This window comes from Mesorhizobium sp. CA5 (genome assembly GCF_020165105.1).
Taxonomy (GTDB): Bacteria; Pseudomonadota; Alphaproteobacteria; order Rhizobiales; family Rhizobiaceae; genus Mesorhizobium.
In genome coordinates this window covers 114,016-133,190 of record NZ_JAIUHJ010000004.1, presented here as the reverse complement: position 1 = coordinate 133,190, position 19,175 = coordinate 114,016, and the positions used below count along the sequence as shown (strand labels likewise).

The following is a 19,175-nucleotide window of genomic DNA, read 5'->3' as shown; positions in this document are numbered from 1 at the left end:
AGGATTACTTCTTCTTCACCAGCTCGTTGGCATAGGCCTCGAGCTCGTTGAGGCCGCCCTTGATGTCGGTGCGGGTGCCGGTGACCAACTCCTCGAGGATGATGCCCCAGCGGTCGCCGAGATCCGGCCAGCGCGGATCCTGCCAGAAGTTCACCGCCGTCACCTTGCCGGTGTCGGCCAGCGCCTTGCCGAGGTCGGCGCCGTAGATGTCGGCGAATTCCTTGCTGGAGAGGACGCTGGTGCGGTTGAGCTCGCCGAACTGATGCGCATCGAGCCGGCGCTTCTCATTCTCCTTCGAGGTCGCCCAGGCGATGAACAGGCCGGCGCATTTCTTCGCGGCGTCATCCGCATTGGCCTTGGTGCCGATGGCAAGGCCATGCCCGTAGCCGCCGCCCGGCAGCGGCGAGGGCGGCGGCAGGAAGCCGACCTCGCCGACCACTTGCGAGGTCTTCGGGTCCACCGCCATGCCCGACAGCGGCGTCGATTCGACGAGGATGGCGACCTGGCCGGAGAGGAAGGCGCCGGTCGATTCATCCCAGCTGCCGGTCTGCGTGCCGGGGGCCGAGTCCTTGAACAGCTTGAGATAGGTCTCCGTCGCCTTGACTGCGGCGTCCGAATTGAAAGCCGGCTTGTCGCCGTCGAACCACTTGCCGCCATAGGCCTTGAAGAAAGGCATCCAGCGCCAGACATTGGCGCCCGAGCCGCGCGCGCCGCGCAGCGCGATGCCGTACACGCCCTTGTCGGCATTGGTCAGTTTCGGCACGTCGGCGATCAGCTCGTCCAGCGTCTTGGGCGGCTGGATGCCGGCGGCCTCGAGCACGTCCTTGCGGTAGACCATCAGGTCGCCGCCGCCGGTCAGAGGCGCGAACCAGACCTTGCCGTCATAGGTGGCGACCTTCTGGCGGCCCGGATCGAAATCGGCGAAATCGTATTCAGCCGGATAATAATCGGTCAGCGGCGCGATCCAACCCGAGGAGGCGAACAGCGCCACATTGGCCTCGTCGACATAGTAGACATTGTAGTTGCCGACGGTCGAAGCGTCGGCGCGCGACTTGGCGCGGCGGTCGTTCTCGTTGAGATAGTCGATCTGGAACGAGGCGCCGGACAGCTTCTTGAACTCGTCCTTGGAGTCCTCCAGAAGCGTCAGCCCGTCGCGTGGCTGCGCCAGCACCTTGACCGGCGCCGAGCAGACCGGCGCCTGGGCAAGTGCTGCGGTTGAAACGGAAGCGGTAAGCACGAAAGCTGCACCGAGGCTGGCAGCGAGCCGGGTTGATTTCATTGATGTTTCTCCTCCAGGAACAAGCAAGTCCGCGGGCTAAGCGACCCTCACCGTCGCCCGCATGACTGCGACCCGCCGCCAAAATGAGGAGTTGGAAGGGGCGAGACTAGAAGCCTCGTTGCAGCAGACCTGTACTTTTATGCATTGTGCGGCGCAAAAAATGGCACCGGTAGAGTCTGTCCGTCACACGAGTATCAGTACGATTAGAGCAATTCCAGGAAAAGTGTGCAGCGGTTTTCCGTCCGGAATTGCGATGAAACAAAAAGCTAGGTGGCGAAATCACGCCCGCAGCGTCAGCCGCTGCCGCGACAGCTTGCGGTAGGATGACGGCGTCATCTTGTGCTTGCGCAGGAAGGCGCGGTTGAAGTTCGAGATGTTCATATAGCCGACCTGGAAGCAGATGTCGGTGATCGGGATCTCGGTGTCGGCGAGCAGCTTGCAGGCCTGCCAGAGCCTGAGCTTGGCGACGTGGTCGCTGAACGAGTTGCCGGTGTTTTTCTGGAAGAAGCGCGAGAAAGTGCTTTCGCTCATCCCGGCCAACGCCGCCACCTCCGGCAGCTTCAGATCCTCGGCAAAGTGCTGGAACAGATAGGTCAGCGAGCGCTGGATAATATCCAGCGATTCCGCGTCGAGAAGCGGAGAAAAATCCGGCGACGACAGAAGCTCGTATTCCTGGGTGGTGGCCAGAAGGTCCAGCAGTTCGAGGAACATGCGGAACCTTGCCAGCCCATGCACCTCGCCCATTCGTTCCATCAGCTCGGCGCCGTCGAGCGCCGTCTGGCCATGGAAGACCATGCCGCGCAGCGAGCGTTCCAGGAACGGCTCCAGCTCGCGCAGCTCCGGCAGCAGCCCCGAGGAGCCGCGCAGCCGTTCGGGATCGAATTGCAGCACGATATCGCGGCCTTCGATAAGCTCGCCGGGTTGCACTGCCGTCACCCAGTCATGCGGCAGCCCGCCGCCGACGATGGTCAGATAGCCCGGCCCGAACTCGCCGATATGGTCGCCGACCAGCACGACGCCGGACGATTTCCGCAAGAGATGGATTTCGTATTCGGGATGGAAATTCCAGACATTGCGCTCCCACGGATAATCGTCCAGCCGCCACAGGAAGCTCTCGCTGGCCTCCGTCACGATGTGCTCGAAGGCGGGCGCCGTGCGCGGGATCGCGGCTGTGTTCTTTCTGCGCCTGAACGGCATTCGTTCCTCCCGGCATGGCGCGCCGGCTTAATATGCCAGGGCATCCGTAGCAGCCCCCGGCCGGCAAATGAAAGAGGCGTCGCGGAATCCCGGCTTCGCCTGGATCAATCGCTAGCCGGACCTCTGCCCTTGCCATGATGTCGCATTTCGTTCACAAGGCGACGCAAATGGCGCCATTTTGCGCCGTGTGTGCGGCTTCCGGCCCTTTGGCCGACGCGCCGTGTTCTGAAAGAGCGGAACAATGTCTGCGATCGAAGCCGGCGCTCGCGCGCCGGAAAACCTTTGGCGTCAGGAAATCAGGGCAACGATCGCGCTCGCCTGGCCGATGGTGCTGACCAATCTCGGCCAGACCGCCATGACCGCGACCGACGTCATGATGATGGGCCGCCTCGGGGCCGATACGCTCGCCGCAGGCGCGCTCGGCTCCAACCTCTATTTCATGCCGCTGATCTTCGGCCTCGGCCTGATGCTGGCGACCTCGCCGATGATGGCGACCGAGCTCGGCCGCCGCCGCCATTCCGTGCGCGACCTGCGCCGCACCGTGCGCCAGGGCCTGTGGCTGGCGATCCTCATCTCGATCCCGATCTGGATTTTTCTCTGGCATGGCGAAGCGGTGCTTCTGGCCATGGGCCAGAAGCCGGAGCTCGCGCATGAGGCCGGCATCTATCTGCATTGGCTGCAATGGGCGGTGCTGCCTTTCTATGGCTATATCGTGCTGCGCTCCTTCATCTCGGCGCTGGAACGGCCGGGCTGGGCGCTGATCATCGTTTTCGTCGCGGTCGCCTGCAACGCCTTCTTCAACTGGGTGTTCATGTTCGGCAATCTCGGCGTCAGGTCGATGGGCATCGCCGGCTCGGGCCTCGCCACGACTTTGTCCAGCACCCTGATGTTCGTCGGCCTCGCCGCCGTGGTGATCAAGGAGAAAAAGTTTCGCCGTTACCGTCTGTTCGGCCGCTTCTGGCGCGCCGACTGGCCGCGCTTCCGCGGCCTGTTGAGGCTCGGCTTGCCGATCGCTGGCATCCTCGCCTTCGAGGTGACGATCTTCAATGCGGCCGCCCTGCTGATGGGCCTGATCGATGCGGATTCGCTGGCCGCCCACGCGATTGCCATCCAGATCGCCTCGATCTCCTTCATGGTGCCGCTCGGCCTCAACCAGGCGGTGACCGTGCGGGTCGGCTTGGCGCATGGCGCCGGCAATCCGGAAGGCGTTTCGCGCGCCGGCTGGACGGCCTTCGTCATCGGCGTCTCGTTCATGGCGCTGATGGGGCTGGTGATGATTCTGTGGCCGCATGCGCTGATCAGCGCCTTCATCGATCTCACCGATCCGGCCAATGCAAGGGTGATCACGCTTGCCGTCTCGTTCCTGGTCTTTGCAGCGCTGTTCCAGATTTTCGACGGTGCCCAGGCAGTGGCCGCCGGCATGCTGCGCGGCCTGCACGACACCAAGGTGCCGATGATCTACGCCGCGATCGGCTATTGGGGCGTCGGCCTGCCGCTCGGCGTGCTGCTTGCCTTCCATTTCGGCCTGAACGGCGTCGGCATCTGGATCGGCCTGGCCTCGGGACTGGCCGTGGTGGCGGCGCTGCTCCTGGCACGCTGGCTCCGGCGCGACCGCATCGCGCCGGCGCTGTCCTTCGGGCATTGACCGACAAAGGCTGCGGTCCGGTCGGCCGCCTTTTGGCGGCTCAGCGCGCCCCTGCACGCTGCTCCAGCCGCCGTGCATATTGCGTCAGCGGGAAACACATGACGAAGAAGATCAGCGCAACCAGCCCGTAGACCTTGAACGGCTCGAAGGTGGCGTTGTTGATCGCGTTGGAGGTCCTGACCAGTTCTTCGAAGCCGATAATCGAGGTCAGCGCCGTCGATTTGATGAGCTGCACCAGGAAGCCGACGGTCGGCGCGCGGGTGATCGCGAAAGCCTGCGGCAGGATGATCAGCCTGAGCTCCTGCAGATAATGCAGCCCAAGGCTGGCGCCGGCGTCCCATTGGCCGCGCGGCAGCGCGTCGACGCCGCCGCGCCAGATCTCGGCCAGATAGGCGCTGGCGAAAAACGTCAGCCCGAGCGCCGCTGCCGTCCACGGTTCGATGCGCAGCCCCAGCATCGGCAGGCCGAAGAACATCAGGAACAGCTGCATCAAGAGCGGCGTGCCCTGGAACAGCGCGATATAGCCTGACGCGATCCGCTTCACCCACTTGTTCTTGGCGATGCGAAAGAACAGCACCGCCAGCCCGACTAGCGCGCCGCCGATGAAGGCGGCGAGCGACAACAGCACCGTCCAGCGCGCGGCGAGTAGCAGGTTGCGGACGATATCCCAGAAGGTGAATTCGATCATGACACGCCCGCTCCCAGAACACGGCGGCCGCCGCCGACCAGCAGCCGGCGCAGCCCCATAGACAGGCCGAGATAGACCATCGTCACCACGAAATAGGTCTCGAAGGCGCGAAAAGTGCGCGCCTGCAGCATGTCGGCCTCGTAGGTCAATTCGCGCACCGCGATCTGCGACACCACGGCCGATTCAAGCATCATGATGACGATCTGGCTGGTCAGCGCCGGATAGATCACCTTCAGCGCCTGCGGCAGCACGATCTTGACGAACACCTGGCGGGGCCTGAGGCCGAGCGCCAGCGCGGCTTCCGTCTGCCCGCGTGGCACGGCGTCGAGCCCGGCGCCGACGATCTCGATCGTATAGGCCGCCATGTTGAGCGTCATCGCCAGCATCGCGGCCAGGATCGGGTCGAGCCTGACGCCTAGGCTGGGCAGCCCGAAGAAGATGAAGAACAGCTGCACCAGGAATGGCGTGTTGCGCATCACCTCGACATAGATGCCGATCGCCAGCTGAAGCGGCTTGGGGCCGTTCCTCTTGCTGGCGGCGCCGAGGATGCTGAGGAACGTGCCCGCCAGCGTGGTGACGGCGATCAGAAGGATCGTCGTCGCCGCGCCACGCGTGATCGCGCCCACAGCGCCCGCAAGCCAGCCGAAGTCCAGGCTGTAGCCCATGGCGATTGACCTTGTTGGAACAGTCGGAGCGGCTCAGCGCTTGTCATGGCTGGGCCGCTCTCGAGATCAATCCCTCAGGTTGTCCGGATTGAGCGGGGTCTTCAGCCAGGCCTTCGAGCTCTCGTCAAGCTTGCCGTCGGCCAGCATCTTGGCGACGGCGTCGTTCACCGCCTTCTTAAGCCGGTCTTCATTCTTGTTGAGGCCGATATGCGAGGGCGAGGTGAGCAGCTGGAATTTCTGCTCCGGCTTCAGCGCATCCTGTTTGGCCAGCACCTGGGCGCCGACATCGTTGCCGACCACCATCAGCTGCGTCTGGCCGGAGATGAAGGCCTGGATGACGGAATTGTAGTTGTCGAAGCGGCGGATGTCGGCCGAAGCCGGTGCTGCCTGGGTCAGCGAGGTATCCTCAAGCGTGCCGCGATTGACGGCGACCGACTTGTCGGCGAGGTCTTCCTTGCCTTTGACGGCAAGCTCGGCCGGGCCGATGACGGCGATGTAATAAGGCGCGTAGGCGGCGGCGAAATCGATCACCTGCTCGCGCTCCTTGGAGTAGCCGACGCTCATCAGGATATCGACACGCTTGTCGGTGAGATAAGGGATGCGGTTCTGGCCGGTGACGCTGACCAGGTTGAGCTTCACCTTGAGTGAATCGGCGATCGCCTGCGCGACGTCGATGTCATAGCCCTTGATGCTCATATCGGCGCTGGCCGAGGAGAAGGGCGGGAAGTCCGAGAAGATGCCGACATTGATGGCGCCGGCCTTGGTGATGTCGTCGACGGCGTCGGCTTTCGCCTGCGTGGCGAGGCCGGCGGCGCTGAGTATCATCGCCGCTGTGATTACGGATTTCAGTGCGTTGCGAAGTAACATTGTTATTCCCCTGCTGGAAGCTTGTTGTTGAAACCGGCCGCCGGCTCCAGCGCGGCGGTCGTGTTGGGAGAGCAATTCCGGAAGAACGCGGTTTAGGCTTTGCGCCTTGGCCATAGCTTCCGTCCGGAATTGCGCGAGGCATCAGCCCTTCTTGATCGCTGGGCTGAACACCATCAGGCTCAGAATCTCGAACAGGACTTGGGCGCCGACATGGGCGGTGTTGGTGGTCGCGTCATATTGCGGCGCCACCTCGACCACGTCGCCGCCGACGATGTTGAGGCCCTTCAGCCCGCGCAGCAATTCGAGCACCTCGCGCGTCGTCAGCCCGCCGACTTCCGGCGTGCCGGTGCCGGGCGCGAAGGCCGGATCGATGCTGTCGACATCGAAGGAGATGTAGGTCGGGCCGTCGCCGACGATCTTGCGCGCCTTTTCGATGATGGCCGGGATGCCGAGGCCGGTCACCTCCTCGGCATGCACGACGGTCATGCCGGACTCGTAGGTGAATTCCCACAGATATTCGGCCGAGCCGCGGATGCCGATCTGGATCGTGCGCGATGGATCGAGCACGCCGTCCAGCACCGCGTTGCGGAACGGACCGCCATGGTGGAATTTGGTCATGTCGAACAGCCCGCTGGTATCGCAATGGGCATCGATATGGATCATGCCGACCGGCGCCTTTTTTCCGACCGCCTTCAGGATCGGATGGCTGATCGAATGATCGCCGCCGACGGAGAGCGGCAGCACGCCGGCGTCGACGATCTGATTGGTCCGCTTTTCGATGTCCTCGTGGCTGATCTCCAGCCGGTAGCGGCTGCGGAACGGCGTGTCGCCGATATCGGCGACGCGCAGCTCATGCGTCGGCGCGCATTCCAGCACATGATTGTAGGGGCCGATGCGCTCGATGGCGCGCAACGCGCGCGGCCCGAAGCGCGAGCCGGGACGGTTGGTGACGCCGAGATCCATCGGCACGCCGATCATCGCCACCTGCAGGTCGCCAAAATCCGGATTGTCGGCCGCGATCTCGCGGTAGGGCGCGGCGAGGAAGGTCGGGATGCCGGAATAGGGGGCGAGGCGTGTGCCCGACTTGTTGAAGATCTTGTCGGCCACCTTGCGGAATTTCGGGTCGAACATCTCGCCGCCATGGCTCTCGCCATATTTGCGGCGCAACGCTTCGAGCTTGCCGCGATCGTAACCCATGTCCGGTCCTCCTGCCTGCCTGCAGCGCTGCCCGTATGGGCGATTTGCCAAGCCAGCCTGTTGTCCGGCTGGATCGCTGTCCGCCGCTGCGTTGCGGATTCCACGTCTCTTGAAGCTGTTCCGGGCAAAAGTGTCGGGCAGCCGCTTTGAAAAATCAATTGATATTGTTAGGGTCTTGGCTGTGAGAAAATCTCACAAAGGAGGAGCCCCTCATGGCCAAGCGCCTGCCGCCGTTGAACCCTCTGCGCGCCTTCGAGGCCACGGCGCGGCACGCCTCGCTGACCAAGGCGGCGGGTGAGCTCAATGTCACGCACGGCGCCGTTAGCCACCAGATCAAGGCACTCGAGCAGTCGCTGGGCGTAAAGCTCTTCGAGCGCAGCGGGCAGCGCGTGAAGCTGACGCCGCATGGCGCGGAGTTCCTGCCGGCGGTCTCGGCGGCCTTCGAGGGCATTGCCGCCGCCACCCAGCGCATGACGCGGCCGGCAAGCGCCGGCGCGCTGTCGGTGTCCTGCGTGCCGGCGCTGCTCTTGCTCTGGATGACGCCGCGGCTCGGCTCCTTCACGGCGCAATATCCGGACATCCAGCTGACGCTGATCCCGTCCAACGATCCCAAAGACGTCCGCGCCGCGGATATCGACGTCTGCGTGCATTATGGCGACGGCAGCTGGAGTGACTGCTGGATACGCAAGTGGTCCGGCCTGGAGCTGTTTCCGGTTGTCAGTCCGACGCTGATCAACAACCGCCCGATCCGCAGCGTCCGCGACCTCGCCGACCACGTCTTCCTGCATGGCGACGATGGCCGTGAATGGCACACCTGGCTGGCCGCCGCCGACGCGCTCGATCTGGAACGCGGCCGCCGCCACCGTCTGGGCGATGCCCGCATGGCGACGGAGGCCGCCGTGCACGGCCATGGCGTGGCGCTCGGCGATTCCGTCACCGCGCGCGCCTTGCTCGCCAGGGGCATGCTCGTGGCGCCCTTCAGTTTGTCGGTTCCGGCGGTCGACGATTTCTACGTCGTCTGCCGCAACGAGATGCGCTCGGCGCCGATCGTGCAGCTCTTCATCGACTGGCTGTTCGCCGAGAAGGAGCAGGACGAGGCCCGCGCCGATGCGCCGGTCGCCGGCCGCGTGCCGAGTCGCAGAAAACGCCCCGCCCTCAAGGTCATAGGCGCCAGGACCGCGTCCTAATGGCTGGACTTGCATAGCTGCTTTTTGTCGGGCCAGCTTGCAAAGCAGCAAGCGCGTTCGAAAATACGGTGCTAAGAGGCAGTTGCTAAAGCAATTCCGCGCAACGGGGTTCCGTCCGGAATTGATCGAACAAGGATTTGAAGCGTGGCGCCCGCGTTTCCGTGCGTTGTGCGTTATGGGTGAGCGAGCATGGCAAAGACCGATATAGCGCGGCGCGTCTACAACCACACCTGGAAGCTCGACCCGATCGTCCGCAGCCTGCTGGACACCGACTTCTATAAGCTTCTGATGCTGCAGATGATCTGGGGCATGTATCCCAAGGTCGATGCCACTTTCTCGCTGATCAACCGCACCACCTCGGTGCGGCTGGCCGATGAGATCGATGAGGGCGAGTTGCGCGAACAGCTCGACCACGCCCGCACATTGCGTTTCTCGAAGAAGGAGATGATCTGGCTGGGCGGCAACACCTTTTACGGCCGCAAGCAGATCTTCGAGCCGGAATTCCTCGCCTGGCTCGAGAATTTCCGCCTGCCCGAATACGAGCTTTCCAGGCGCGACGGCCAGTTCGAGCTCTCCTTCGCCGGGCCCTGGATGTACACAACGCTCTGGGAAATCCCGGCACTTGCGATCATCAACGAGCTGCGCTCGCGAGCGGCGATGCGCTCCTTCGGCCCGTTCGCGCTCGACGTGCTCTACGCCCGCGCCAAGGCCAAGATGTGGGCCAAGACCGAGCGGCTGAAGGCGCTGCCCGGCATCCGCATTTCCGACTTCGGCACAAGACGCCGCCATTCCTTCCTGTGGCAGCGCTGGTGCGTCGAGGCGCTGAAGGAAGGCATCGGCGATGCCTTCACCGGCACCTCCAACGTGCTTCTGGCCATGGACAACGACCTCGAGGCTTTGGGCACCAATGCGCATGAATTGCCCATGGTCTTCGCCGCCCTTGCCAATTCCGAAGAGGAGCTGAGGCAGTCACCCTACAAGGTGCTGCAGGACTGGCAGCGCTATTATGGCGGCAATCTCCTGATCGTGCTCCCCGACACTTTCGGCACCGCCGCGTTCCTGCGCGATGCGCCGGACTGGATCGCCGATTGGACCGGCTTCCGGCCGGACAGCGCGCCGCCGATCGAAGGCGGCGAGAAGATCCTCTCCTGGTGGCGTGAGAAAGGCAGGCATCCCAAGCAGAAGCTGCTCATCTTCTCCGACGGCCTGGAAGTTGAGACAATCGAGGAGACCTACAAGCATTTCCGCGGCAAGGTGCGCATGTCCTTCGGCTGGGGCACCAACCTCACCAATGATTTTGAGGGTTGCGCGCCGACCGAAACCAAGAGCCTCGACGCCATCTCGCTCGTCTGCAAGGTCAGTGAGGCCAATGGCCGGCCGGCGGTGAAGCTGTCGGACAACCCCGCCAAGGCGACTGGGGACGAGAAGGAGATCAAGCGGTATCTGAGGATTTTTGGCGAGAAGGGACGGGTGGAGCAGCTGGTGAAGGTGTGAGGCTTAAGGCCCGGACGAATGGAATTCCCGGATAAGCCGAGTTCCTTCGCGCCCCCCTCTGTCCTGCCGGACATCTCCCCCTCTAGGGGGGAGATTACGCTGTCATCTCCGCTTTCGCCAATCTCCGACGTCGCAGGAGGAGAGCTGGCGCCGAAACTGCTAATCTCCCCCCAAGAGGGGGAGATGCCCCGCAGGGCAGAGGGGAGCGCCGTAGAGCGCCAACGTTGGAGGTTGGCCTTTCTCGCAACTGCCTTGGCAGCCGCTCTCCCCACCCCCGTTTTCGCCCATGCCTCCGACCGCGGCCACGTCCTGCTCCTCCCGACCGGTTACTACATCGCCGGCGGCGCGCTGGCGGTAGCCGTCAGCTTCCTCGTGCTGGCGCTGCTGCCGCCTGCCGCCCTCGACAATTTTCGGCGTCGGCGCCTACCCCTATTTGCTTTCAGCGACACCCCCCGCATTGTCGTCAGCCTGATTTCCTTTGCCGGCTTTGCGCTTCTCGTCGCTGCCGGTCTCTCCGGCAGTCGCGACCCGCTTTCCAACCCTCTCCCACTCGTGATTTGGACGCCGCTCTGGGCCGGCTTCACCCTGCTGCAAGGCATGCTCGGCGACCTGTGGGCGTGGCTCAACCCATGGTATGGGCCCTGGCGCGTCGTGAGCCGGCTTGTCGGCAGCCGACGGGCCGAAGCCCCGCCGTCGCGCCCGATCAACTGGCTCGGCTACTGGCCGGCCTTCGTGCTGTTCTTCGCCTTCGCCTGGTTTGAGCTGATCGATCCGGCACCCGACGATCCGGCCCGCCTGGCTTTTGCCGCCGGCCTCTACTGGCTGGCCAGCCTCGTCGCGATGCTCATCTTCGGCTACGACGCCTGGAGCAATCGCGGCGAATTCCTCACTGTATTCTTCGCCATGGTGGCCCGCTTCGCGCCTGCCGAACGCCTTGATGGTCGGCTCTCGCTCTGCTGGCCCGGTGCGAAGCTGCTTGCCGGCGACCCGCTGCCGCTGAGCGGCACAGCTTTCCTCCTGCTGGCGCTTTCTTCGGTGTCCTTCGACGGCCTGTCGAAGACCTTCTTCTGGCTCAGCCTGTTCGGCGTCAACCCGCTGGAATTTCCCGGCCGCACCGCGCTGATCGGCGTCGGCAGCTTTGGCCTCGTGCTGACCCTTGTCCTGCTGGCAGCGGTATTCGCGTTGGCCGCCTTTCTTGGACAGCGCCTCGCCGGCAATGCGCAGTCGTTCGGAAAAGCCGCCGGCCTGCTGGTCTGGTCGATCGTGCCGATCGCGCTCGCCTATCATATCGCGCATTACCTCACCGTGCTCCTGGTCGACGGCCAGTATGCGCTGGTCGCGCTCTCCGATCCTTTCGCGCTCGGCTGGAATCTGTTCGGCACCGCCAACAGGATGGTCGAGGCCGGTGTCGTCGCCGGCGCCGAGTCCGCCTGGTGGCTGTGGAATCTGCAGGCCGGCGTCATCATCGCCGGCCATGTGCTGGCGGTCCTCGTCGCGCATGGCCTTGCCTGGCGTCTCCATCCTCAGCCGTCGCGCGCAGCGCTCAGCCAGCTTCCACTCACGCTGCTGATGATCGCCTACACAATGTTCGGCCTGTGGCTGCTTGCCACGCCGACGGCGGGATGAGACAAGGCCGCCGCCATGACGCGAGGGAAGCTAGCTTGCCACGTCGCGGCTTTGGTGATTTAGTTTGTACACATGCAATTTTCCCATCCTTCGGAAGAGGATGGGTTAGCCGCCTTATCGCTGGTCAAGACTGAAAAAACAGGGGAACCGACATGGCTGACAAGAACGGATTTTTCGACCTCTCCAAGACGACGCTGTCGCGCCGCACCGCGCTGAAGAGTATCGCCGCCGGGGCCGGCCTGGCGCTGGCGCCGGGCTTTGTCCGTTACAGCCAGGCGCAGAGCTCGGCGCCGATCAAAATAGGCTTCCAGTTGCACCGCACCGGCATCGGCGCCGCCTATGGTCGCTGGTACGAGAAGACCAGCGCCGCCGCTGTCAAGGCGATCAACGACGCCGGCGGTATCGGCGGCCGCAAGGTCGAGCTGGTCATCGAGGATGACGGCACCGATCCGGCGCGCGGCGCCGAGGTGGTCAACAAGTTTGCCAAGCAGCACAAGACCGATATCGTCTTCGGCACCTTGTTCTCGCATGTCGTGATCGGCTCGGCGCCCGCCGCCGGCGAGAACAAGATCCCTTATTTCGTGGTTAGCGAAGGCCATCACGTCGCTTCCACCAAGCTTAACCGCTACGTCTTCCAGCCCGGCATCACCGACGTGAAGAGCCAGATCCAGTCGATGGCGCCATGGATCGCGGCGAACGCGGGCAAGAAGGTGACGCAGATATTCCCCGATTTCGCCTTCGGCTACGACCATCGCGACTACCTGCCGCCGGCGCTGAAGGCGCAGGGCGCCGACGTGATCGCTCAGATCGCCATCCCGCCGACGGAGAGCTCCTTCACAAAGTACTTCCCGCAGATCCCGGCCGAGACCGAGGTGATCTACCATGTCATGGTCGGTCCGGCCGTGCTCACCTTCGTCAAGGAGCTCGGCGAATTCTATGGTTCGCAACGGCCGCAGCTCTTCGGCTTCATCGACTCGCTCGAAGCCGTCGACATCAACAGCCCCGGCCTCGAATTCCTCGACGGCAGCCATTTCTGGGAAGGCTCTCCGCGCTATGCGCAGCCTGACGATTCTGCGGCGCAGAAAGCCTACCGCGCCGCGGTCGGCATCGACGACAACGGCGCCGCGGTCGGCGACCCCAAGGACGTCTCCACCGCCGCCCACATGTTCGGCTGCTGGGAAACGCTCTACGTGGTCAAGAAGGCGATGGAAGACGCCGGCTACAAGGGACCCGAAGACCGCGCCAAGCTGGTCGAGGCGACCGAGGCGCTGAAGGAGTTCGCCGAAGGGCCGGAGCATCCGCAGGGCCCGAAAACCTTCAACGGCAAGATCCACCAGTGCTTCGGCATCCAGAACATCTCCAAGGTCGAAGGCGGCAAGCTCAAGGTCGTCCACAAGACCAAGATCGAGGACGGCCTCTACGAGCCGGAAGGGGACTATACGAAGCAGGCGCTGTGAGCTTGTCTCATAGCATATGCACTTCGGACCCCATCTCCTCCTCGCCGCGCTCGAAGGCCTCGTCACCTCCGCCGTGCTGGCGCTGACGGCGCTTGGCCTGTCGCTGGTGTTCGGCGTCATGCGCGTCGTCAATGTCGCGCATGGCGAGTTCTTCATGCTGGGCGCGGTGCTCGCCTGGGCGGTCTCGACGGCGATTTCCGGCCACCCGGCGATCGGTTTCGTCGCCGCGCTGGTGATCGCGCCCTTGCTGGTCGGGCTGGTCGCGCTGATTGCCGAACGCCTGGTGCTGCGCCGCCTCCACTACAATCCCGAAGGCACCATCGTCGCCACCATCGGCATGCTCTACATCATCCAGCAGCTGGCGCTGACCTTCTATGGTCCCGAGGCGCGCCCGGTCGAGCCGCCTTTCAGCTACCGCATTCTCCTGCCTTGGTTCGGCTATTCCGGCTACAAGCTCTCGGTGGTCGCAGCCTCCGCCATTCTGCTGGTCATCACCTGGCTGGTGCTGACGCGAACGAAGATCGGCCTGATCATGCGGGCAACCCAATATGACCGCGAGACGGCGCAGGCCTTCGGCATCCCGGTCGAGCGCGTCTATGCCGGCGTCTTCGCCGTCGGCGCCATGCTGGCGGCGATCGCCGCGGTGCTGATCGTGCCGATCAGCCAGGCGCATTACCTGATGGGGCAAGACCCGCTGCTGCTCTCCTTCATCGTGGTCATCATCGGCGGCCTGGGATCGCTGCGCGGCACCGTTGTGGCCGCCGTCCTGATCGGCCTTTCCGACGGCATCATCTCGATGTTCTTCTCGCCGACGCTGGCCAAGATCATCGCCACGCTGGTCGTCGCCATGGTGCTGGTGTTCCGGCCGCAAGGCCTGTTCGGGACCACGCCGCGATGAGGGATGCTTCACCGGCAAAGACCTACGCCCTGCATATCGGCGTCATCGCGCTTCTCTTCGCGCTGAACTTCGTCCTGCCGGACTACCACCAGGGCCTGTTCGCCCGCATCATGGCGCTCGCCGTCTTCGCCATGGGCTACAATCTGCTCTTCGGCTATGTCGGCCTGCTCAGCCTCGGCCATGCCATGTTCTTCTCGGCCGGCCTCTACGGCGCCGGCTTGACCGTCTATCACCTCGGCTGGGGCGTGCCGGCAGCTTTTGTCGCCGGCGTCGCCTGTGGCGCGCTGCTCGCCTTGGTCATCGGCCTGCTGGCGCTGCGCACCTCCGGCGTCGCCTTCATGATCGTCACCATGATGTTCGCTCAGGTCTTCTATCTGCTCATCCTCTATTTCGCCGCCTGGACGGGCGGGGACCAGGGCTTGGTCATCCAGCAGGCGTCGCGGGTGATCGCGATCGGCGGCGCATCCTTCGACCTGACCGACCCGACCGTGCGCTACATGATCGCGCTGGCGCTTTTCTCGATCATTCTGCTCGTCACTCTAGCCGTCGTCCGCTCCCGCTTCGGCCGCGTGCTGGTCGCCATTCGCGAGAATGAGGAGCGCACCAAGATGCTCGGCTACGACACGGTCGCCAACAAGCTCGCCGCCGTCGTCGCCTCCGGGGCCATTTGCGCAGCCTCGGGCGCGGCCTATGCGCTGCTGTTCGGCTATGTCGGCTCGAGCTTCGCTTCCGTGCAATATTCCATCCTGCCGCTGCTCTGGGTCCTGCTCGGGGGTGCCGCGACCACGCTCGGGCCGCTCGTAGGCACGCTGTTCATGTACTATGTCACCGACATCACCAGCGGCTTCACCTCCGCCTATCTGCTGATCGTCGGCGTGGCGCTCATCCTGTTGGTGCTGTTCTTCCCGAAAGGCATTCTGGGCAGCATCCGCGAGCGCTGGCTGGGGTGGCTGCCATGACGCCGCTGCTTACCACCAAGGGCCTGTCGCGTCATTTCGGCGGCCTGCGCGCGGTCGACGGTGTCGACTTCGCGCTGATGCCGGGCGAGATCCGCGCCATCATCGGCCCCAACGGCGCCGGCAAGACCACCTTCGTCAGCCTGCTCTCAGGCCGCATCCGGCCGTCATCCGGAATGGTCGTCTTCGACGGCGCCGACATCACCGCCATGCCGGCTTACAAAAGGGTTCGCCTCGGCGTCGCCTATACATTCCAGATCACCAGCGTCTTCGCCAATCTCACCGCCTTCGACAATGTCGCGCTGCCGGTGCAGCGCACGTTGACCGACGGCCGCACGAATGGCCAGGTGAGAAGCGGCGTGATGGCGGCGCTCGAACGGACCGGCCTTGCCGACCGCGCCGGCGCGCTTGCCGGGCAGCTTTCCTATGGTCACCAGCGCCTGCTCGAAGTCGCGATGGGCCTGGCGCTGAAGCCGCGCCTGCTGATCCTCGACGAGCCGACGCAGGGTCTCGCCGACAGCGAGATCGACAATTTCATCACGCTGGTGCGCGAGATCGCCAGGGACGCCACGGTGCTTTTGATCGAGCACAACATGCCGGTGGTCATGCAGCTTGCCGACCGCATCACCGTCTTCAATTCGGGAAAGATCCTCGCCGAAGGAACGCCGGGTGAGATCCGCGCCAACGCAGAGGTGCAGGACGCCTATCTCGGAGCGACCCATGGCTGACTCCATTGGAGCCAACGGCGGATTGCTCACCATTTCCGGCCTCGATTGCTTCTACGGCGAGGTGCAGGTGCTATACGGCCTCGACCTCACGCTGAACAAGGGCGAGGTGCTTTGCCTGTTTGGCCGCAACGGCGCCGGCAAGACGACGACGCTGAAGGCGATCATGGGTCTAGTTCCGGCGGCGGCCGGCTCGATCAAGCTGGACGGCAAGGAACTGACCGGGCTCGCCGCGCATGACGTGCCCAAAGCCGGCGTCGCCTATGTGCCGCAGGGCAGGCGGCTGTTCGCCGAGATGACGGTGGCGGAAAACATCGAGATCGGCCTGATGGCGCGCGGCAAGGGCAAGCAAACCCGCGAGAGCGTGCTCGATCTCTTCCCGTTGCTCAGGGAGCGGCTGAGGCAGCGCTCCGGCACGCTCTCGGGCGGCGAGCAGCAGATGCTGGCAATGGCCCGCGCGCTCTGCCTCGAGCCGCAAGTACTGCTGCTGGACGAGCCGACCGAAGGGCTGATGCCGTCAATGATCGCCAAAATCCGCGAGACGGTGGCGAAGCTGCGCGAGCTCGGCGTCTCGACCATCGTGGTCGAGCAGCGTGTCGACGCCGTGCTGTCGGTGGCGGATCGGGTTTGCTTCATCGAAAACGGCCGCAATCGCGAGACGGTCGATGTCGAGGCACTGCGCGCCGATCCGTCGGCGGTGCGCAGGTATGTGGGCGTTGGCTGAGGATTACCCTCCCCCTTTGTGGGGAGGGTCGCTGCAAAGCAGCGGGGAGGGGGCAGCGCCGCCCCCCCCCCCCCCCCCCCCCCCCCCCCCCCCCGCGCCGCCCCCACCCGGACCTTCGGTCCGACCTCCCCACAAGGGGAGGTAAGGCTTTGCACCGCCTCAACTAAAAAACAAAATCCCCGCAACCAAGAACGTCGGGATCAGCACCAGCCCCGACCACGCCATATAGCCGAAGAAGCCGGGCATCTTGAAGCCGCGATGCCGGGCGATGGCGAAGACCATGAAGTTCGGCGCATTGCCGATATAGGTGTTGGCTCCCATGAACACGGCGCCCGCCGAGATCGCGGCCAATGTCGAGGCGGCCTCGGTCATCAAGTGGTGCGCATCGCCGCCGGCAAGCTCGAAGAACACCAGATAAGTCGGCGCATTGTCGAGGAACGACGACAACGCCCCGGTCAGCCAGAAATAGGCGAGATTGTTCGGCTGGCCGTCGGCGGATGTGACCAGGGCCACCAGCGGCGCCAGCGCGCCGTCATGGCCGGCCCGCAGGATAGCGATCACCGGCACGATGCAGGTAAAGATGCCGGCAAAGAGCTTCGCCACCTCGGCGATCGGCTCCCAGGTGAAGCCGTTCGCCTCGCGGTGGCTCTTGTACGACACCTTGAGGGACAGCAAGGCGAGCGCCAGGATGATGGCGTCGCGCACCAGGTTCTGCAGCTCGAGGCCGACGCCGAGGATCGGGATGCTGATGCCCGGCTTCCAGCTCGCCGAAAGCAGGATCGCGCCGATCACGCCGGCAAGCAGCGGCAAATTGGCCAGGCCGCGCAAGCGCACCTTCGTGTCCGGCGTCGGGTCCTTGATCTTCGGCATGCCGCCTTCGCGGCGATGCAGCATGATGTCGAGCGCCAGGAAGACGGTGAGCACCAGCCCGCCGCTGAACAGCGTCTCGCGCCACAGATTCGCGGTCGTCCAGAAGAAATCGACGCCGCGCAGGAAGCCGACGAACAGAGGCGGATCGCCAAGCGGCGTCAGTGAGCCGCCGATGTTGGAGACCAGGAAGATGAAGAAGATCACCACATGCGCGTTGAACGGCCGGTTGTCGTTGGCGCGCAGCATCGGCCGGATCAGGATCATCGAGGCGCCGGTGGTGCCGATCACCGAGGCAAGCAGCGCACCGATGAGCAGCAGGCCGGCATTGACGAGCGGCGTGCCGTGGATGTTGCCGGCAAGCAGGATGCCGCCCGAGATGGTGTAGAGCGCGAACAGGAGGATAATGAAGGACAGATATTCGGTAAGCAGCGTGTGCAGCACCGCTTCGCCTGCCGACGGAAGGCCGAAGGCGATCGTCAGCGGCACCACCGCCAGCATGGCCCAGGCAGCGGCGATCTTGCCGTAATGATGCTCCCACGCATGCGGGAAAAGCAGCGGTCCGGTCGCGATCGACAAGAGCAAGCCGGCAAAAGGCAATCCCCACCACAGCGGCATCGCGGCGCCCGGCAGCCCGTGAATTTCGGCCGCGAGCGCCTGCGCCGGAAACAGCATCGCGATGGCGAGCGCGATGAATGCGAAAAGCTCCTTCCTTCGGCCGCGGCGCGCCTTCCCCTTCTCCCCTTGTGGGAGAAGGTGGATCGGCGCGTAGCGCCGAGACGGATGAGGGGTGTTCCAGCGGAGTGAGGCGTTGGCGTTCCCTGGAACACCCCTCATCCGTCGCCTTCGGCGACACCACCCGGCCCTTCGCTGGCTCAGGGCGTTCGAAGTTCGAAAAGCCAAGCGATTGGCTTTTCGTCCGCTACGCGGACCTCTTCTCACCCCACAAGGGGAGAAGGGGGAACCCGCATCTTGGCTCCGCAAACTGGTGGCCTCTCCCCACCAGGAAGATACGAAAGGAACCGTCGCTTGCCCCACGATCCGGTCAATCCGCCGAATGGTCTTCGAGCGTCACGCCGGCGTCGCGCATCCGCTTCAGCATCGCCTCGACCGAGCCGTTGAGGTCGATGCCGCGGCAGGCGTCGAGCCGCACGGTCGTCCTGAAACCCTGCTTGACCGCGTCGAGCGCAGAGAAGGCGACGCAGAAATCGGTGGCGAGGCCGACCAGGGTGATCGTGTCGATGCCACGTTCCTTCAGATAGCCTCCGAGGCCGGTCGGCGTCTTATGGTCGTTCTCGAAGAAGGCGGAATAAGAATCGATCGCCGTGCGGAACCCCTTGCGGATCACCAGTTCCGCCTTGGTCCAGGCGAGCCCGGAATGGAAATCGGAGCCGAGGCTTCCCTGGATGCAATGATCCGGCCACAGCGTCTGCGGCCCATATGGCATCTCGATGCCCTCGAAAGGCTGCTTGCCCGGATGGCTGGAGGCAAAGCTCGAATGCCCGGCCGGGTGCCAGTCCTGGGTCAGGATCACGTGCTCCGTTCGCCGGATCAGGTCGTTGACCAAGGGGACGATCTCGTCGCCGCCGGCAACCGCCAGCGCGCCGCCGGGGCAAAAATCGTTCTGCAGGTCGATGACGATGAGCGCTTCTTCGGCCATGCGGTCCCTTTCGTTTCGGCCCTCTCGTCTGGCTTGGGGCACC

Annotated in this window: 17 protein-coding genes; 9 read left to right on the top strand and 8 right to left on the bottom strand. The window is 64.3% G+C overall.

Annotated elements, in window-relative coordinates; translation table 11 throughout:
* Positions 1-4 precede the first annotated feature (4 nt).
* Positions 5-1,279: an ABC transporter substrate-binding protein gene (locus LB529_RS07240; RefSeq protein WP_224631524.1), complete on the bottom strand. Its 1,275-nt coding sequence runs from the start codon at positions 1,277-1,279 to the stop codon at positions 5-7.
* 279 nt (positions 1,280-1,558) lie between these two features.
* The gene (locus tag LB529_RS07235) at positions 1,559-2,476 is read right to left on the bottom strand and encodes an AraC family transcriptional regulator (RefSeq protein WP_140846401.1); all 918 of its coding nucleotides are present in this window, start codon (positions 2,474-2,476) and stop codon (positions 1,559-1,561) included.
* Positions 2,477-2,717: 241 nt separating this feature from the next.
* On the opposite strand from LB529_RS07235, the gene LB529_RS07230 reads away from it, so the two are divergent.
* On the top strand, positions 2,718-4,121 hold the full coding sequence (locus tag LB529_RS07230) for an MATE family efflux transporter (protein WP_224710672.1): 1,404 nt from the start codon (positions 2,718-2,720) through the stop codon (positions 4,119-4,121).
* 40 nt (positions 4,122-4,161) lie between these two features.
* Here LB529_RS07230 and LB529_RS07225 read toward each other — a convergent pair whose 3' ends face one another.
* The 4 genes from LB529_RS07225 to speB form a co-directional block, all read right to left on the bottom strand.
* Entirely contained in the window at positions 4,162-4,809 is a 648-nt protein-coding gene (locus LB529_RS07225; RefSeq protein ID WP_224710671.1) for an amino acid ABC transporter permease, read from the bottom strand.
* On the bottom strand, positions 4,806-5,474 hold the full coding sequence (locus LB529_RS07220; protein WP_224710670.1) for an amino acid ABC transporter permease: 669 nt from the start codon (positions 5,472-5,474) through the stop codon (positions 4,806-4,808). Before LB529_RS07220 ends, LB529_RS07225 begins: the two co-directional genes overlap by 4 nt.
* Before the next feature lie 66 nt (positions 5,475-5,540).
* Complete coding sequence (locus tag LB529_RS07215; RefSeq protein WP_224710669.1) at positions 5,541-6,341, bottom strand: transporter substrate-binding domain-containing protein; 801 nt, start codon at positions 6,339-6,341, stop codon at positions 5,541-5,543.
* Between the two features lie 141 nt (positions 6,342-6,482).
* Complete coding sequence (gene speB / locus LB529_RS07210; RefSeq protein WP_224631519.1) at positions 6,483-7,538, bottom strand: agmatinase; 1,056 nt, start codon at positions 7,536-7,538, stop codon at positions 6,483-6,485.
* 212 nt (positions 7,539-7,750) lie between these two features.
* Here speB and gcvA point away from each other — a divergent pair, with 212 nt between their 5' ends.
* The 8 genes from gcvA to LB529_RS07170 all read left to right on the top strand — a co-directional run bounded on the left by gcvA (position 7,751) and on the right by LB529_RS07170 (position 16,605).
* Complete coding sequence (gene gcvA, locus LB529_RS07205) at positions 7,751-8,725, top strand: transcriptional regulator GcvA (protein WP_224710668.1); 975 nt, start codon at positions 7,751-7,753, stop codon at positions 8,723-8,725.
* A gap of 189 nt (positions 8,726-8,914) precedes the next feature.
* Entirely contained in the window at positions 8,915-10,219 is a 1,305-nt protein-coding gene (gene pncB, locus LB529_RS07200) for a nicotinate phosphoribosyltransferase (RefSeq protein ID WP_224710667.1), read from the top strand.
* Positions 10,220-10,402: 183 nt separating this feature from the next.
* Positions 10,403-11,845 carry a hypothetical protein gene (locus tag LB529_RS07195; RefSeq protein ID WP_224710665.1) on the top strand — a complete coding sequence of 481 codons (1,443 nt, stop codon included), beginning with the start codon at positions 10,403-10,405 and terminating at the stop codon, positions 11,843-11,845.
* Between the two features lie 152 nt (positions 11,846-11,997).
* The gene (locus LB529_RS07190; RefSeq protein ID WP_224710664.1) at positions 11,998-13,302 is read left to right on the top strand and encodes an ABC transporter substrate-binding protein; all 1,305 of its coding nucleotides are present in this window, start codon (positions 11,998-12,000) and stop codon (positions 13,300-13,302) included.
* A gap of 16 nt (positions 13,303-13,318) precedes the next feature.
* Entirely contained in the window at positions 13,319-14,200 is an 882-nt protein-coding gene (locus LB529_RS07185; protein ID WP_224545258.1) for a branched-chain amino acid ABC transporter permease, read from the top strand.
* Positions 14,197-15,159, top strand: coding sequence for a branched-chain amino acid ABC transporter permease (locus LB529_RS07180; RefSeq protein WP_224710663.1), 963 nt, complete (start codon positions 14,197-14,199; stop codon positions 15,157-15,159). Before LB529_RS07185 ends, LB529_RS07180 begins: the two co-directional genes overlap by 4 nt.
* Positions 15,156-15,884: an ABC transporter ATP-binding protein gene (locus LB529_RS07175; protein WP_224710662.1), complete on the top strand. Its 729-nt coding sequence runs from the start codon at positions 15,156-15,158 to the stop codon at positions 15,882-15,884. The genes LB529_RS07180 and LB529_RS07175 overlap by 4 nt, the downstream gene beginning before the upstream one ends.
* Entirely contained in the window at positions 15,877-16,605 is a 729-nt protein-coding gene (locus tag LB529_RS07170; protein WP_224710661.1) for an ABC transporter ATP-binding protein, read from the top strand. Before LB529_RS07175 ends, LB529_RS07170 begins: the two co-directional genes overlap by 8 nt.
* A 159-nt stretch (positions 16,606-16,764) precedes the next feature.
* Here the strand turns inward: LB529_RS07170 and LB529_RS07165 are convergent, their stop codons facing one another.
* Together LB529_RS07165 and pncA are read right to left on the bottom strand one after the other, a co-directional pair.
* Positions 16,765-18,147: a sodium:proton antiporter gene (locus LB529_RS07165; RefSeq protein WP_224710768.1), complete on the bottom strand. Its 1,383-nt coding sequence runs from the start codon at positions 18,145-18,147 to the stop codon at positions 16,765-16,767.
* Positions 18,148-18,517: 370 nt separating this feature from the next.
* Positions 18,518-19,132 (bottom strand): bifunctional nicotinamidase/pyrazinamidase, encoded by a 615-nt coding sequence (gene pncA, locus LB529_RS07160; RefSeq protein ID WP_224531653.1) that lies wholly within the window; start codon positions 19,130-19,132, stop codon positions 18,518-18,520.
* Between the last annotated feature and the right edge of the window lie 43 nt (positions 19,133-19,175).

What these genes read in the sequence shown, in the direction of transcription:
- LB529_RS07240 (WP_224631524.1), bottom strand. Translation starts at nt 1,279, where the DNA reads ATGAAATCAACCCGGCTCGCTGCCAGCCTCGGTGCAGCTTTCGTGCTT.
- LB529_RS07235 (WP_140846401.1), bottom strand. Translation starts at nt 2,476, where the DNA reads ATGCCGTTCAGGCGCAGAAAGAACACAGCCGCGATCCCGCGCACGGCG.
- LB529_RS07230 (WP_224710672.1), top strand. Translation starts at nt 2,718, where the DNA reads ATGTCTGCGATCGAAGCCGGCGCTCGCGCGCCGGAAAACCTTTGGCGT.
- LB529_RS07225 (WP_224710671.1), bottom strand. Translation starts at nt 4,809, where the DNA reads ATGATCGAATTCACCTTCTGGGATATCGTCCGCAACCTGCTACTCGCC.
- LB529_RS07220 (WP_224710670.1), bottom strand. Translation starts at nt 5,474, where the DNA reads ATGGGCTACAGCCTGGACTTCGGCTGGCTTGCGGGCGCTGTGGGCGCG.
- LB529_RS07215 (WP_224710669.1), bottom strand. Translation starts at nt 6,341, where the DNA reads ATGTTACTTCGCAACGCACTGAAATCCGTAATCACAGCGGCGATGATA.
- speB (WP_224631519.1), bottom strand. Translation starts at nt 7,538, where the DNA reads ATGGGTTACGATCGCGGCAAGCTCGAAGCGTTGCGCCGCAAATATGGC.
- gcvA (WP_224710668.1), top strand. Translation starts at nt 7,751, where the DNA reads ATGGCCAAGCGCCTGCCGCCGTTGAACCCTCTGCGCGCCTTCGAGGCC.
- pncB (WP_224710667.1), top strand. Translation starts at nt 8,915, where the DNA reads ATGGCAAAGACCGATATAGCGCGGCGCGTCTACAACCACACCTGGAAG.
- LB529_RS07195 (WP_224710665.1), top strand. Translation starts at nt 10,403, where the DNA reads ATGCCCCGCAGGGCAGAGGGGAGCGCCGTAGAGCGCCAACGTTGGAGG.
- LB529_RS07190 (WP_224710664.1), top strand. Translation starts at nt 11,998, where the DNA reads ATGGCTGACAAGAACGGATTTTTCGACCTCTCCAAGACGACGCTGTCG.
- LB529_RS07185 (WP_224545258.1), top strand. Translation starts at nt 13,319, where the DNA reads ATGCACTTCGGACCCCATCTCCTCCTCGCCGCGCTCGAAGGCCTCGTC.
- LB529_RS07180 (WP_224710663.1), top strand. Translation starts at nt 14,197, where the DNA reads ATGAGGGATGCTTCACCGGCAAAGACCTACGCCCTGCATATCGGCGTC.
- LB529_RS07175 (WP_224710662.1), top strand. Translation starts at nt 15,156, where the DNA reads ATGACGCCGCTGCTTACCACCAAGGGCCTGTCGCGTCATTTCGGCGGC.
- LB529_RS07170 (WP_224710661.1), top strand. Translation starts at nt 15,877, where the DNA reads ATGGCTGACTCCATTGGAGCCAACGGCGGATTGCTCACCATTTCCGGC.
- LB529_RS07165 (WP_224710768.1), bottom strand. Translation starts at nt 18,147, where the DNA reads ATGCTGTTTCCGGCGCAGGCGCTCGCGGCCGAAATTCACGGGCTGCCG.
- pncA (WP_224531653.1), bottom strand. Translation starts at nt 19,132, where the DNA reads ATGGCCGAAGAAGCGCTCATCGTCATCGACCTGCAGAACGATTTTTGC.